This window comes from Mycobacterium sp., from assembly GCF_049673265.1.
Classification (GTDB): Bacteria; Actinomycetota; Actinomycetes; order Mycobacteriales; family Mycobacteriaceae; genus Mycobacterium.
Genome location: NZ_JBATXN010000423.1, coordinates 1 through 14,656 on the forward strand (window position 1 = coordinate 1; position 14,656 = coordinate 14,656).

A 14,656-nucleotide genomic window follows, 5' to 3' on the forward strand; every position below is an offset into this window, starting at 1 on the left:
GCCGCTTACCGGCCCCGCCGCGGCAGCTGTGCCGTCGGTGGAAGCCAGCTCGGCAAATGCGTTCAACCAGATGGGACTTGCGGGTATGGCCGGACAAGCGATGGCCGGCCCGCCGGTCGCAGACGCCAACCAGGACAGCGGCAAGGCGGTGACCCACGCACGGCTAAATGGCCGCGGTCCAAGCGCGGCGAATGACGATGAGGTCGACGTGACGCCCGCACCTCGGACCGTCGTCACCGGGGTCGCTGCCGCGATACGCGAGATCGCCAGGCTCCGCGATCAGGGACGTCTGACCGAACAGGAGTACAAGGAGCAGAAGAAGCGCCTGCTCGAGGTCTCCATCGGACACCGCCCGTTGGCCTGAGCGGTAGTTCAGCCCACTGCCCGAGCCGACCCTACCGCCAGGTCGCATACCTGTCGCACCGCGTCGTCATCTCCATGACGACTTTGACAGCCGATGCTGATTCGAATCGCTTTGTCGACCAACACAATCCATTGGATGTCATGCCCGGGCCGGAGCTCCCGATAGGTGACGGCCGGGCGACCGGTCCTGGCGCCGGCCGGGTTGAAGTCGATGAACACGCCAGTTGGTTCTGCATCGATTGCATGTTTCAGAGACTCGGCGGTCGCGCTCAGCGTAGCGATTGCAACTTGGGATTGCGTCATATGCAGCGCCACTTCCGGGTCCGATGGCGAGGTGACTTGCACCCGCGCCGAACCCGGCCCGGCAATGATGCGCTGCATGGCCCATTGCACCGGAACCCGCAGCGCGACGTGACCTTCCACCAGAAACGTTGTAGGCATGCCATCGCCGGCCGGCACAGTGTGACGGCCCGTCGTGAGCACCCCGAGCACTCCGAATACCGCAACACTGAACAGTACGGCCAACAGAATCGGCCCCCAGTGCCGGCGATACCCACGACCAGCAGCTTTGGTGCAATGCGGCTCGTAAGCTGCGCTCTGGCCCCGAATAATCTGTGCAGCAAGTTTTTTCAAGCCGGCATCGTCGACTTGCACCGCATTGATTCCGTCGCAAACGCGCAGTTTGTCGGCGATCATCGCCGCCAGCGCGCGGGCGTGACCTACCGTGCTCGACGCATCGATCACCACGGCCGCAGCCGCGCCCGAAGTCATCTCGCGGATGGATCGTATAACGGCCTGAGCGACGCGCTCGGGTTCGCCACGACGCATTTCGGCTACCACCGCGGCGCCGGTGACCACCACGAAGCAGTCAGCGATTTCCACAACCGCCGTCGCGTGCTGGGACTCGAGCGGGGATGCCTGGATCAACAGCCACGACCGGGGTTGCAGCACAACATCGCCAGCGAGGTCCTCTGCCGCAGCGCTGAGCAGATCGATCCGCGTCGGCGCCCACCACGACGGGTGAACGACGATCACCCGGTCAGAGCCACCGTAGGCATACGAACCCAGAACGGTCCGCCACAGCGAGTAAACAGTGACGGGGCGGAGGTCAATCAGAGTTACCGAGTCGTCGATGCTATCGAATGCGGCGGTTACTATCTCATCGTCATCGACTGTCCTTTCGCCGCAGCATAATTGCCGAATTTTGTTCGGTCCGACCTCAACTATGTGCGTGGTCATGGCAGGGGACTCCAGGCGACCTGTACCACCTGCGGGCTATTCCCGCGAGTGATCAGCGTGCCGCGACCAGGCGGCATCGGTGACGGGCGGACAGACCCAATCATCAGGCCCTCGTCCGGACTTCCGCTCATCAGCAGCGCCATGCACCCAGCATCACGCAGGCCGGCGAGCAGGGGCTCAAACATGGCGCGAGCGGCACCGCCGCTGCGGCGGGCCACCACCACATGCAAGCCCAGGTCCTTGGCCTGCGGTAAGAATTCCAGCAGCGCTGACAGCAGATTGCCGTTAGCTGTGGTGACCAGGTCGTAATCGTCTATCACGAGATAGATTTCGGGTCCTTGCCACCAGGACCGGGTGCGCAGCTGCACCGGAGTCGCGTCCGGTGGCGGTACCCGTTCACGCAGCCGGCTAGCCAGGGCCGGTAATACCGTCTCAACGGCATTCGCCGAGGCAAGGTATCCGCCAAGATGTTCGGAATCGGGCCCGGCGACACCGAGCAGCGAGCGGCGGAAATCGATGATGAACAGCTGGGATTGTGCGCCGGTCGTGGTCCGCAGGAGCTCATGGCAAACGATGCGCAATGCGGCCGTCTTGCCGCATTGGCTGTCCCCGAGGATCAGAAGGTGTGGCTGTTGCGTGAAATCGATCGCTACCGACCGCAATTCATTCTCCTCGAGGCCGAGCAGGACATCGGTGCTCGATCCGTCGACTGCCCGCGCAACCACGCTGTGGTAGTCGACGTGTCTGGGTAATAGCGGTATTGGGGGCGCGGTACATCCGCTATGAGGACGCCGCAATCTCTCTCCCAGTCGCCCCCCGCACAGCGCGATCGCCATGTGCAGTCCATCTTCGGAAAGCCCCCGACCCGGCTGGCCCTCAGGGACGAGGTGAGCCCGTCGACGATCCAGTTCGGAATCCGCGGGATCGCCGAGCCGCAGCTCGATCCGGGTCCCGATCTGATCCCTAAGAGCGGGGCGAATTTCAGCCCATCGCGAGGCGGACAGCACCACGTGCACCCCAAATGAGAGTCCCTCAGCAGCGATGCTGCTGATCGATGTCTCGAGCGTTTCGAATTCACGGCGCACGGTCGCCCATCCGTCAACAACCAAGAAGACATCACCGAAGCGATCGCATCTTGGATCTTGGCTGGCCTTCAGCAGCCGATACTTCTCCATGGATTGGATCCCATGGTCGCGGAAGACAGTCTCGCGGGTCCGGATGATTGCTTCAAACTGGGTAACCATCCGCCGAACTAACTGCGGGTCTGCTCGACCGGCGACCGAGCCGACGTGCGGCCAGTCGCTCAACGATGTCAACGTCCCGCCGCCGAAGTCGAGACAGTAAAACTGCACCAAGCTCGGATCGTGGGTAAGGCCCAGCGCAGTGACCAGCGTGCGCAACGCCGTCGATTTGCCGGATTGCGGCGCTCCAACTACGGCCACATTGCCAGCGGCTCCGGACAAGTCGACGATCAGCGACGTACGTCTCTGCTCGAACGGGCGGTCCACGATGCCGATGGGAATGGTCAACCCACGCCTGGGCGCGCCCTCTGATTCCGCATCGCGCAGAACGGTCTCCAGCGCCGGAGACGCTCCAAGGGGCGGCAGCCACACCTCATGCGCACGCGGGCCGTGCCGCGCGAGCCGATCGACGACTGTCTGCAGTACGGTGCGCCGCTCATCGCCGCCCGCGCTGCCGGTGAGTGCGATCGGCCCGGCCGGGCGTGCGGTGAACATCCGCACCGGCCACGGCTGCTCACCGTCGTCCGCCAAATCGCAATCCTTTTCACCGCCTTCTGTTTCCGCATGGCACGGACCTGAGACGTACGCGGTCTGGAAGCGAATCAACGCATCAGCGCCGACGCGCAGATACGCGGCGCCCGGCGTGCTGGGCAATTCGTAGCCATCGGCCGTTCCCAACACCATGCGTGACTCGTTGGCCGACAATGTCTTCAGGCACACGCGATAAGACAGATGCGAATCCAACCCGCGAAGTCTGCCTTCATCCAGACGTTGACTGGCTAGCAGCAGATGCATACCCAGCGATCGGCCGAGTCGGCCGATCGCTACGAAGACGTCGGCGAAATCCGGGTGCTGGCTGAGCAGTTCGGAGAATTCGTCGACAATGATGAACAACGCTGGAAGGGGACCTAATCGGGCTCCTGCTTGCCGGGCACGGTCGTAGGCGACAATCCCGTCGAGGTTACCCGCCGAACGGAGCGCTTCCTGGCGACGGTTCATCTCACCGGTCAGTGCATCGCGCATTCGGGCGACCAATGCCGTCTTGTCGGCCAAGTTCGTAATGACGGCCGCGACGTGCGGCGCCGGCTCCAAGCCGGCGAAGGTAGCACCGCCCTTGAAGTCAATGAGCGCGAGGTTGAGCGCTTCTGGTGAATGACGGACCATCATCCCGAGTGCGACCGTGCGCAAGAATTCCGATTTGCCCGACCCGGTCGCTCCGATGCAAAGCCCATGCGGCCCCATACCTTTGCCGGCGGCCTCCTTGATGTCGAGTTCCAGCGATGTGCCCGTGACGGTTGTGCCGACCGGAACACGAAGTCGATCGCGTGGACTGCCGCCGTTCCAGCAATCAGTCGCGGTGTAGGAGCCGAGATCGCCGATGCCGAGCAGGTCCTGCCATCGCGAGCCGTCGCCCGGTAATGCATCGGGCCCGCGGTATCCCGCCAGTCGTCGCGCACACGTCAGCGCAGCCGTGTAACTCATCTGGTCGGGGCGTCCGGATACTTGATCATCGCCGGATTGTCCGCTCGTCAGCTCGTCCTCGCTCACTCGCAGAAGCAGCTCGCTTGTACTTGCGGGGCGGTTGTGACCGGTGTCGACCTTCAGCGACGTCACGCCGGCAACGTCGTCATCGACGATGACGACCAGCTGCGGCGACAAGCCGGCGAATGCGTCTATGGCCGCAGCCAGCGTCGGGTACATCATCCGGGCAGAGCCGAGGCCGTCTTTGGCGTGCGGATGTTGATTGTGCGGCAACCATTTCAACCATTCCCAGTGAGCTCGACTGCGGTCGCTGATCACGGCGGCAATCAAGACCAGCCTCGGAGGATGCAAGACGGCGAGCTGACAAATCATGGCGCGTAACAGCGCCCGCACGTGCGCGGCTTCGCCTTGAAACGTCACGGCCTCGAACTCCCGAAGGTCGATCGCGATGGGTAGATCCGGGACCATCGAGTGCGTTTTCAGAAAGCGGTGCAGTGCGGTCCCCGTGATCGGATCTAGCCGGTCGGTCGACCGGGTCGGCGGAGAAACCAGGCGGGTGGAAAGGCGCTGTGTTCCGACACCAATTCGGATGCGGCAGAAATCCGAATCCGACGATCTCCGCTCCCACATTCGGCAGCCCCCGACCAACGTCCACAGCGAATCGGGATCCGGATGGCACCACATCAGCGACGAACGCTGCGCCGCAGCGGTTTCAACGACAACGGCCCGTAAGTCGGAGAGATAGCCAAGATACTCGGCGCGGTCGACATTGAGCTCGCCGCGCCGCCGATCCGCCCCGGACATCACTGTCACCACCGCCGAGAACAGCATCATCAGCGGAAACGTCATGAACGCCGGGTTGCGCGCCACGGCCGAGCGGGACAAAAAGACGACCGCCATCATCGCGGCTGTCGCGATGGCCATGACGACCGGCAGAAAACGGGCCACCACATTCGTCCGTGCCTGTCGCGGCACGTCTGGTGGCGCCGCAATGACGACGTCGCCCGACCCGAACACCGGCGGTGGCAGCCGCACCGGAGGGCTGAACTCCAGCGTTGCAGAACTATCGCGTTGGCCCATGCGATCGGCACCGTAGGTGCGAGTGAAAACAACTGCAAGTCAGCTGTGGATCGCTGCATGCGGGGCATCACGACGTCGGTTAGCGTCCGCATCGGCGAACGGAGGTCGCAGTGCACCAAACAGTCGGAGCGCGTCGAAGCGCCGAGCCCCATCCCGCCGACGGGGATTTTCGGCGGGTGGTTGTGTACGCCGACTCACGTTACATCGATTTAGTGCTTTCGGCCGCGCTGCCTATCGGATCGCTGATACCACCGATCATCGACATTGCGGCGGCCGAATATGGCCACCACTTTGATCCGCAGGCTATTCGATACCAGCTTTCGCTCCCCGGCAATATTGCGCTGGACCCGTCAAAGACATTGGCCCAGTCTGGAATCCGACACGGCGCGGTATTGATCCTGACCAGCTCGTCGACCGTTTTGACGCCACCGCGTTTCGATGATGTAGCAGAGGCCGTATCTGTCTCCCTCGCTTCGAAAGCGCGACCCTGGACTCGGCAAGCTGCCGGGCTGGTTAGTGCGTTGGCCGCCAGTTGCTTAACGGCCACCAGCGCAGCGATCTTGATTGCAACGGCCGTTGCTACCAACGATGTCCGACGGGGCGGCTGTGCCGTCGCCGCGGTGGCCGGTTTCATCGCGCTGCTGGCGGCGCTAGCCGCCCACCGCGTATTTGGCGACGGGACAGCCGGACTTACCTTGGGCCTGGCGGCTGGCGGATTCGCCGCGCTCGCCGGCTTGCTGGCCGTTCCGGGCGGTCTGGCGGCGCCGAATGCGCTGCTTGCGGCGGCTGCCGCTGCTACGACGGCGACCGCCATGCGAGTGATAGGTTGCCGCCCAACCGTGTTCACCACGGTGGCATGCTTTGCGGGAATAGAAGCGGCTGCAGCAGCGGTGGGAGCGGTCACCGCCGTACCGCTACCTGCGATTGGTGCGGTGTCCGCGGCGATAGCGCTGGTTTTTGTCGAGGCGTCCGCACCACTGTCGATCATGCTGGCAGGGCTGTCATCGCAAGTGACGTCGGAGCCCGATACGGCTCGTGACACGCTGAGCGCCAAGTCGATCCACGCCGATAGCTGGCTAACCAGCCTGGTCGCCGCATTTTCTGCTGCTGCGGCGCTGGGTGCTATCGGCGCGGCGACTGGATCGTTATTCACCGACAGCCCACGCTGGCTTGGCGCTGCGTTCGCCACGGTAGCCGGCGGCGTGCTGCTGTTGCGCGCGCGCTCGCACCCTGACCTGGCGAGATCGGTGCCACTGGTCGCGGCGGGAACCGCCACGCTCAGTGCAACTCTCGTCATCACCGCCGTTGCCTACCCGCCTCAGACGCCGTACATAGCTGCTGTGTCGACGTTGCTGGCCGGCGCCGCTTTATACCTAGGTTTCATTACGCACACCGCGATGCTCTCCCCCATCGGGCGACGACTGGTCGAGCTGCTGGAGTATGTCGCCTTCGCCGTCGTCGTGCCGCTCGCGTTCTGGATCTGCGGGCTTTACAGCGCCGTGCGTAGCATGAACCTGCCATGAGCCCCGCGCAGTCCAAAGCGCTGCGGTGTGCGTCGGCGGCGATGATCATCGTGCTGCCGCAATGTGAAGCGCCAGCAGCGCATGCGGTCTCGCCGCCGCCGATCGACAACAGCCGGCTACCCGGGCCAGCGCCGGCGAGACCGCCGCGGCCCACCGTGCAGCGGTCGATATGCGCAGTGCCGTCCATGGCCGCCGATGCAAAGCGGGCCAACGACTCCGGTCAACTCTCCGGACTCGATTTGCCCGCGGTTTGGAAACTCACGCGCGGTTCGGGCCAACGGGTGGCTGTCATCGACACCGGTGTTTCGCCGCACTCGCGGCTGCCCGACACGGCGGCCGGCGGTGACTATGTATTTACCGGCGATGGCACCCAAGATTGCGATGGTCATGGGACGGCCGTGGCCGGGATCATCGCTGCCGCACCGGATTCCCATCATATGGATGACTTCAGCGGGGTGGCCCCCCGCGCCCGTCTTATCAGCATCCGCCAGTCCAGCACCAAGTTTCGCGCAATCGCGGATACGTCCGATTCCGGCTTCGGCGACGTCGAAACCATGGCAAAAGCCGTTCGAACGGCAGCGGATCTCGGCGCATCGGTGATCAATATCTCCTCGGTTGCCTGCATCCGGGTCGGATCGGCGCTCGACGACCGCGCACTCGGCGCCGCGCTGTCTTACGCGGTTGACATGAAGAACGTCGTCGTGGTGGTTGCCGCCGGCAACACCGGTGCGGGGCAGTGTCCCGCCCAGCGACCCGAAGCGACGTGGGACACCGTGACGGTTGCGGTCAGCCCGGCGTGGTACGACGACTACGTGCTGACCGTGGGTTCGGTAAACGCGCAAGGCGAACCATCGTCGTTCACCCTTGCCGGACCGTGGGTGGATGTCGCCGCCCCCGGTGAGGCGGTGACATCGCTGAGCTCGTCGGGAGATGGCTTGATGAATACCCTTGGGGGACCGGATGGTTCGGTGCAACTATCAGGCACCAGCTACGCGGTTCCTGTGGTCAGCGGGTTGGCGGCGCTCATTCGATCCCGGTTCCCGAAACTGACTGCGCGCCAAGTGATGCAACGCATCGAGGCGACCGCGCATCATCCGCCCGGCGGGTGGGATCCACTGGTCGGCGCGGGCGTTGTCGACTTCCTCGCTGCAGTCAGCACCGATCCGCCAGTAAGCCGGTTACCTCCGCCGCCTCGCACACCAGCGCCGATTGCACCGGCCCCGCCTCCCCCACAGGAGGACCACGGCGGGCGAGACACGGCACTGTTTGGCGCGGCGATCTGCGCTGGCGTGTTGACCCTGGTGCTGGTTCTCGGTGCATTGACGGCCCGGCTACGACGCGACTGAGGCCTTCTCCCGACTCAATTCCGGCCCGGCAGGAAGTTGCGCCAGTACCGGCCACGGCGCCGCGACGGTTGTATTGGGCAGACCGAGATCGTGGGCGGCATCGTCGTCGTGGACGGCGAATCGCACACCGATGTCGGTGATCAGGTATCGGGTGCCGGCTTGCGGGTTGTCTCCCGACAGAGCAGTGGCACGCACGTAGGCACTATGCCCTGGCGAAAGGTAGACGGCGTCGACGGCTGGACCATTCCCGTCGGCCTGCGTTAACTTCACCGGCTCCTGACCGACCGGGATGGGTAGGCCGCCGGCCGAAAGGGCGACCTCGACACCGCCCGACGCCGCATGCCGCCAGCCGACGCACAGCGTCGTAGAGCCGGCACTCAACAGCGTCGGCGTCCGGTCGGGAAACGTGGCCACCGGTAAGTCGGACACCGTCGGCGTCGCGCGGATGACGTCGGGCGCGACGGAGATGACGGTGCGGGCGCCGCGGGAGTCGGAGAAACGGAGCAGATCCGCGGCAACCCGGCCAATGCGCTGGATCCCATGGCTCAGCACGACGTAATACTCGTCGCCGTCGGCGCGAGCTATCCGCAACACGCTGCCGACCGGAAATCCCGGAAGTGCGGCCGGTCCGCGAGCGCCGCGATCGGGAATCCGCGGCGGGGCGATCGGCGGCGCCTCCGGAATAGCATTCAGCAGCGTCGGTGACAGCGCCAATGGGACCCGACCGTCCAGCCCGAGCGCGTGGACAACTGCGGGTTCATCGAGATTCACCACGGCCCGGCGCCCGGCGTAGAGCAGGTAAGTCGACCCGCCGGACGCGGGCCTAACCAGGACGGATTGCTCACTCGTCAAAGGGCGTGACAGCGGTCCCTCGGCCGGACCGATGACCACCGTCGTACTCGGTGCCTCGCCGACGCTGTCACATACCGTCCATCGCAATTCGTCCTCGCCAAGTGGTAGCCCGAGAAATTGTGGGGCACCCGGAATGCCCAGCAGCAGGCCCCTTTTGCTATGGCCCAATTCCGACTCGGGCACCGGCTGCGGGTCAGCGTTCGTTCTGCTAATCAGCCTGGCCGAGGCGAGATTCAGTACCGGATGCAGGGTTTCGCCGATGTGGACGTACAGCGCCCCCGACTGTTTGCCCATCACGATCGGCGCATTCGCCAACGCCGGTTGTGGGCGAATCATGGCCAGCAGCACACACCCGGCCAGCATGACGATCGCCAGCACAGCACCGGCCGTCAGCGACTGCATCGGCGCGCGAATCGGCCCGTTGACCGTGCGAATGTCCCTGCCCAGCAAAGCGCATTCGATACGGCGCAGCAGAAATCGATATCCGCTGACGTACAGACGCGGAGTCGGTTGCGATCCCATTGGTTGCACGATATTTCGTGGTCACGGCGTGCTCTGGCGTCGATCCACAGCGAGGGCCGGATCACCGCCGATGTGACCGTTTGACCTGTTCTCGGTAAAATCGCCCGGTGAGCATTCACCACATCAGTCGTTCGGTGTCCCTGGCCGCTGCCGCGGTGCTGGCCGCCGCTGTCCTGCTGGTCACGCCCAGCGCCGTTTTCCGTGCCGCCCCGTCGGCGCACGCAGACAACTGCCCGGACGTCGCGCTGACCTTCGCCCGCGGCACTGACGAGCCGGCCGGGTTGGGCCGTGTCGGCCAGTCCTTGGTCGACACGCTGCGCCAGAACACCGGCAAGAACATCGATGCCTACCCGGTCAACTACAAGGCCAGCCTGCTGCAGTTGCACGGCGGCGACGGCGCCAACGACGCCATCAAACACATCAAAGATGTGGCCGACAAGTGCCCCAGCACCCCGCAGGTGCTCGGCGGATACTCGCAGGGCGCGTCGGTGATCGACATCGTCAGCGGGGTTCCGGTCGGCGGCATCAGCTGGGGCAGCGCGCTGCCGGCCCAGTACGCCGACCACGTCATCGCGGTAACCACCTTCGGCAACCCGGCCGACCGTAGCGGCGGGCCGATATCGGCGCAGAGCGCGATGTTCGGCGCCAAGGCCATCGACTTCTGCAACCCCGAGGACCCGATCTGCCACGCCGGCCCCGGCAACCAGTGGAGTGGGCACACCGAGGGCTATGTGCCGGTCTACACCACCCAGGCGGCCAGCTTCGTGCAGACCAGGCTGCTGGCGGTGCTGCCCCCCACCGCACCCGGACCGCCGATGGGCGTGCTTCCCGGACCTGGACCACTGCCCGGACCCGCGCCTGGCCCTGGTCCTGGTGGCCAACCACCAAGCAATGTCGTCGTCGACCAGCCCGCGCTGTTTCGCTGACGGAAAACTCCTCGCGCTAATCGGCACACGTCGCATTAGTATCGGGCCATGAATCTGCGTCCGATGAACCCACCGCGACAGTCGATCCCGCGCTCGTTAGCCAGGTTCGCGGTCGCCGGATTTCTCGCCACGGCGTTGATGCTTGCGCCCGCGACGCTGATCCCGACGGCTCCCGTCTCTCGGGCCTCCTGCAGCGACGTCGAGGTGGTGTTCGCCCGCGGCCGCCTGGAACCGGCCGGCGCCGGGGTCATCGGCAACTCCTTCGTCAGCGCGCTGCGGTCGCGGGTGCACCGCAACGTCAGCCTCTATGCGGTGCGCTACCCCGCCGACAATCAGGTCGACGTCGGCGCCAACGACATGAGCGCCCACGTCCAGAACACGATCAACGGCTGCCCGGACACCCGCATCGTGCTGGGCGGCTATTCGCTGGGCGCGGCGGTCGCCGACGTCGTGCTGGCGGCCCCCATCGCGGCATTCGGCTTCACCAATCCGCTGCCGCCGGGCACCGATCAGCACATCGCGGCGGTCGCACTGTTCGGCAACGGCAGCCAGTGGGTCGGGCCGATCACGAACTTCAACCCCGCCTACAACGACCGGACCATCGACCTGTGCCACGGCACCGACCCGATCTGCAACCCTGCCGACCCGCAGACCTGGAATGAGAACTGGCCGCAACACGCCGCGAGCGGATACATCAACGACGGCATGGTCAATCAGGCCGCCGACTTCGTCGCAAGCAAGCTGCAGTAACCGATCTCTGCGGCCAACAGCACTAAGCGAACCCTGCGGACCGTTTCAGCAAATATCTAGGTTTGCTCGATAACATCCGCGAATGAAATTTGCTCCGGTGGCAAGGTTGGCGGCTGCAGCATTGCTCGCCCCGGGGCTGCCGATCGCCCCGGCGCTACTGCCGGCGGCCGGGTCGATTCCGACAGCGTCGGCGGATTGCCCCGGTGCGGAGGTGGTTTTCGCCCGCGGCCGAGAGGAGCCACCCGGACTCGGCGCGGTCGGCGACGCGTTCGTCAATTCGTTGCGCGCAAAAGTGCCGAACATGTCGATCGGGGCCTACGGCGTCAACTATCCGGCAAATATCAGCGTCGACAGCGGCGCCGGCGATATGAGCGCCCACGTTCAATCCATGGCCCGAAGTTGCCCGGGCACCCGCGAGGTGCTCGGCGGCTATTCCCTGGGTGCCGAAGTGGCTGACCTCGCGACCTGGGGCCGCATACCACCGGGGGTGGATCAGCACGTCGCGGCGGTCGCCTTGTTCGGCAACGGCACCCGGCGACCCGCCCCCGCCTTCGCCGGTAAGACGATCGACCAATGCGCGCAAGGCGACCCGATCTGTGGGAGAGGCACCGTGTGGGCCTCGCATCTGCAGCCCTCTTACATCGGCTCGGGACTGGTGGATCAGGCCGCCAGTTTCGTTGCCGGCAGGGTGTAGCCGAGGATCAGTCGCGGGTGCGCAGGTCGCGGGTGATCAACGTCCGCGCCTGCAGTTCGTTCTCCGGCGGGTAGTCCACGCCGATCAGCGTCAACCCCCGCGCGGGTGCGGCAGCGAAGTCGCTGGACCGCCGTGTTGAGGTAAGCAACTCGCGACACCAGGTGGCGGTGCGTCGGTGTTCGCCGACGGCCAGCAGCGCGCCGACCAGCGAGCGCACCATCGACCAGCAGAATGCGTCGGCGGTGACGTCTGCGGTGATCAGCTCACCATCACGGGCCCAATCCAGCCGCTGCAGATCGCGAATGGTGGTGGCCGCCTCGCGGTGGCGACAAAACGCGGCAAAGTCATGTAGTCCCAGCAGGTTTCGGGATGCTTCCGCCATCGCGTCGACATCGAGCGGGCGCGGCCAAGCGGTGATGTAGCGGGCCTGATGGGGATCTACCCCGTAGGGGGCAGTCGAGAGCCGATACACGTAGTGACGGCGCAGCGCCGAGAATCGCGCATCGAAACCCGCTGGGGCGCGGACGATTCGACGAATCCGGACGTCTGCGGGCAGCAACCGGCCCAGACGGCGAACCAGCGGCAGGAATTCCGGTTCGGTCGGCCGGGGCGAACGCGGATAGGCGTTGGGCAACGCGCCCGCCGGGACGTCGACGTGGGCGACCTGACCGGTGGCATGCACACCGGTGTCGGTGCGTCCGGCAGCTCGCAGCCGCACCGGGTCGCGAAACACCGTCGAGAGTGCCTCCTCCAGAATGCCAGCGACTGTGCGCTGCCCGGCCTGCGTTGCCCAGCCGGCGAAATCCGTGCCGTCATAGGCGATATCGAGCCGAAGACGAACGCACCCGCCATCGGCGTCGATGGCGGGCACGTCGTTCAACGGCGAATCGCTAGGACTTGTCACCGTCCTCGGCTTCCGGCTCAGCGGCGTCCGGCCGAACGGCCTCCGCTTCAGCGTTGTCAGCCTCGGCCTCGGGCTCAGGCGTCGCGGCCTCAGCCTCGGTAGTCTCGGCCTCGGCTGCTTCTTGCGCCTCGCCACCGACCGCGGCCTCCGGCTCGACTGCGGCCTGCGGCGCCGCCGCGGCCGCCTCCGGCGCAGCCTTCGACACCTTCTTCGCAGCGGCCTTCGAAGCGCCGACCCGACGCGCACGATCAGCTTCCGAGGTGACCGTCTTCTCCCGCACCAGCTCGATCACCGCCATCGGGGCGTTATCGCCTTGGCGTGCCTCGACTTTGATGATGCGGGTGTAGCCGCCATTGCGGTCGGCGAAGAACGGCGCAATCTCGGCGAACAGGCTGTGCACGATGTCCTTGTCGCGGATCTTCTTGAGCACCTCACGCCGGTTGTGGAGCGTGCCCTTCTTGGCGTGCGTGATCAGCTTCTCGGCGTAGGGCCGCAGTGCCCGAGCCTTGGGCTCGGTGGTCTTGATGCGGCCGTGCTCAAAGAGTGCCGTGGCCAGGTTGGCCAGAATCGCCTTCTGGTGCGAAGACGATCCGCCGAGGCGACGGCCCTTGGTGGGCTTGGGCATTGCTGACTCCCTTGGGTTAGTGCGTTAGAGCTGTTCGGTTTCCGCGTAGTCCTGGTCGTCGTAGCTGCCCTCGGCGGACCAGGTGCCGGTAGCGACGTCGTATCCCGCGACCTCCGACGGGTCGAAGCTGGCGGGGCTGTCCTTGAGCGACAGACCCAGCTGGTGCAGCTTGACCTTCACCTCGTCGATGGACTTCTGCCCGAAGTTGCGGATGTCGAGCAGGTCGGACTCGGTGCGCGACACCAGCTCGCCGACAGTGTGCACCCCCTCGCGCTTGAGGCAGTTGTACGACCGCACGGTCAGATCCAGGTCGTCGATCGGCAGCGCGAACGACGCGATGTGATCCGCCTCGGCCGGCGACGGCCCGATCTCGATGCCTTCGGCCTCGACGTTGAGTTCGCGTGCCAGACCGAACAATTCGACCAGAGTCTTACCCGCCGACGCCAACGCGTCACGCGGGCCGATCGAGCTCTTGGTTTCGACGTCGAGGATCAGCTTGTCGAAGTCGGTGCGCTGCTCGACACGGGTGGCGTCCACCTTGTAGGTCACTTTGAGCACCGGCGAGTAGATGGAATCCACTGGGATACGGCCGATTTCGGCGCCCGACGCCTTGTTCTGCACGGCCGGGACATAACCGCGGCCACGCTCGACGACGAGCTCGATCTCGAGCTTGCCTTTGTCGTTCAGCGTCGCGATGTGCATCTCGGGGTTGTGCACGGTGACACCGGCCGGCGGCACGATGTCGCCGGCGGTGACCTCGCCCGGACCCTGCTTGCGCAGATACATCGTCACCGGCTCGTCCTCTTCGGAAGACACCACCAGGCTCTTGAGGTTCAAGATGATGTCGGTGACGTCTTCCTTGACACCGGGCACGGTGGTGAACTCGTGCAGCACACCGTCGATGCGAATGCTGGTGACGGCCGCGCCGGGAATCGACGACAGCAGCGTGCGGCGCAGCGAATTACCAAGCGTGTAGCCGAATCCCGGCTCCAGCGGCTCGATGACAAACTGCGAACGGTTGTCGTTGATGACCTCTTCGGCCAGGGTGGGTCGCTGTGAGATCAGCATGGTGTTTCTTCTTCTCCTTCTCGGCACCCGCTATTTGATGC

The 14,656-nt window shown here is 65.3% G+C and carries 12 protein-coding genes; 6 read left to right on the plus strand and 6 right to left on the minus strand.

Features of this window, described 5'->3' with window-relative positions; translation table 11 throughout:
- Positions 1-364: SHOCT domain-containing protein (locus tag WBF82_RS14680; protein WP_424383727.1), on the plus strand; the 364-nt coding region annotated here is incomplete at its 5' end.
- A gap of 8 nt (positions 365-372) precedes the next feature.
- Here the strand turns inward: WBF82_RS14680 and WBF82_RS14685 are convergent.
- The gene (locus WBF82_RS14685; RefSeq protein WP_424383728.1) at positions 373-1,398 is read right to left on the minus strand and encodes a type VII secretion-associated protein; all 1,026 of its coding nucleotides are present in this window, start codon (positions 1,396-1,398) and stop codon (positions 373-375) included.
- Between the two features lie 200 nt (positions 1,399-1,598).
- Positions 1,599-5,405, minus strand: coding sequence for a type VII secretion protein EccCa (eccCa, locus tag WBF82_RS14690; protein WP_424383729.1), 3,807 nt, complete (start codon positions 5,403-5,405; stop codon positions 1,599-1,601).
- Positions 5,406-5,515: 110 nt separating this feature from the next.
- Between eccCa and eccD the strand changes: the two genes are divergently transcribed.
- Positions 5,516-6,928 (plus strand): type VII secretion integral membrane protein EccD, encoded by a 1,413-nt coding sequence (eccD, locus tag WBF82_RS14695; RefSeq protein ID WP_424383730.1) that lies wholly within the window; start codon positions 5,516-5,518, stop codon positions 6,926-6,928.
- Entirely contained in the window at positions 6,925-8,274 is a 1,350-nt protein-coding gene (gene mycP / locus WBF82_RS14700) for a type VII secretion-associated serine protease mycosin (RefSeq protein ID WP_424383731.1), read from the plus strand. The genes eccD and mycP overlap by 4 nt, the downstream gene beginning before the upstream one ends.
- Here mycP and eccB read toward each other — a convergent pair.
- On the minus strand, positions 8,260-9,648 hold the full coding sequence (gene eccB, locus WBF82_RS14705; RefSeq protein ID WP_424383732.1) for a type VII secretion protein EccB: 1,389 nt from the start codon (positions 9,646-9,648) through the stop codon (positions 8,260-8,262). The two genes, mycP and eccB, sit on opposite strands and share 15 nt — an antisense overlap.
- A gap of 107 nt (positions 9,649-9,755) precedes the next feature.
- Between eccB and WBF82_RS14710 the strand changes: the two genes are divergently transcribed.
- The 3 genes from WBF82_RS14710 to WBF82_RS14720 all read left to right on the plus strand — a co-directional run bounded on the left by WBF82_RS14710 (position 9,756) and on the right by WBF82_RS14720 (position 12,018).
- Positions 9,756-10,574, plus strand: a complete 819-nt coding sequence (locus tag WBF82_RS14710; protein ID WP_424383733.1) for a cutinase family protein — start codon at positions 9,756-9,758, stop codon at positions 10,572-10,574.
- A 48-nt stretch (positions 10,575-10,622) separates the two neighbouring features.
- Positions 10,623-11,324: a cutinase family protein gene (locus WBF82_RS14715; protein WP_424383734.1), complete on the plus strand. Its 702-nt coding sequence runs from the start codon at positions 10,623-10,625 to the stop codon at positions 11,322-11,324.
- Between the two features lie 82 nt (positions 11,325-11,406).
- Positions 11,407-12,018: a cutinase family protein gene (locus WBF82_RS14720; RefSeq protein ID WP_424383735.1), complete on the plus strand. Its 612-nt coding sequence runs from the start codon at positions 11,407-11,409 to the stop codon at positions 12,016-12,018.
- Positions 12,019-12,025: 7 nt separating this feature from the next.
- Here the strand turns inward: WBF82_RS14720 and truA are convergent, their stop codons facing one another.
- From truA to WBF82_RS14735, 3 genes are read right to left on the minus strand one after another with little or no spacing between them, the layout of a single operon-like run.
- On the minus strand, positions 12,026-12,922 hold the full coding sequence (gene truA, locus WBF82_RS14725) for a tRNA pseudouridine(38-40) synthase TruA (RefSeq protein ID WP_424383736.1): 897 nt from the start codon (positions 12,920-12,922) through the stop codon (positions 12,026-12,028).
- Positions 12,909-13,547 (minus strand): 50S ribosomal protein L17, encoded by a 639-nt coding sequence (gene rplQ / locus WBF82_RS14730; protein WP_424383737.1) that lies wholly within the window; start codon positions 13,545-13,547, stop codon positions 12,909-12,911. Before rplQ ends, truA begins: the two co-directional genes overlap by 14 nt.
- 24 nt (positions 13,548-13,571) lie before the next feature.
- Positions 13,572-14,615: a DNA-directed RNA polymerase subunit alpha gene (locus WBF82_RS14735; protein ID WP_424383738.1), complete on the minus strand. Its 1,044-nt coding sequence runs from the start codon at positions 14,613-14,615 to the stop codon at positions 13,572-13,574.
- Positions 14,616-14,656 lie beyond the last annotated feature (41 nt).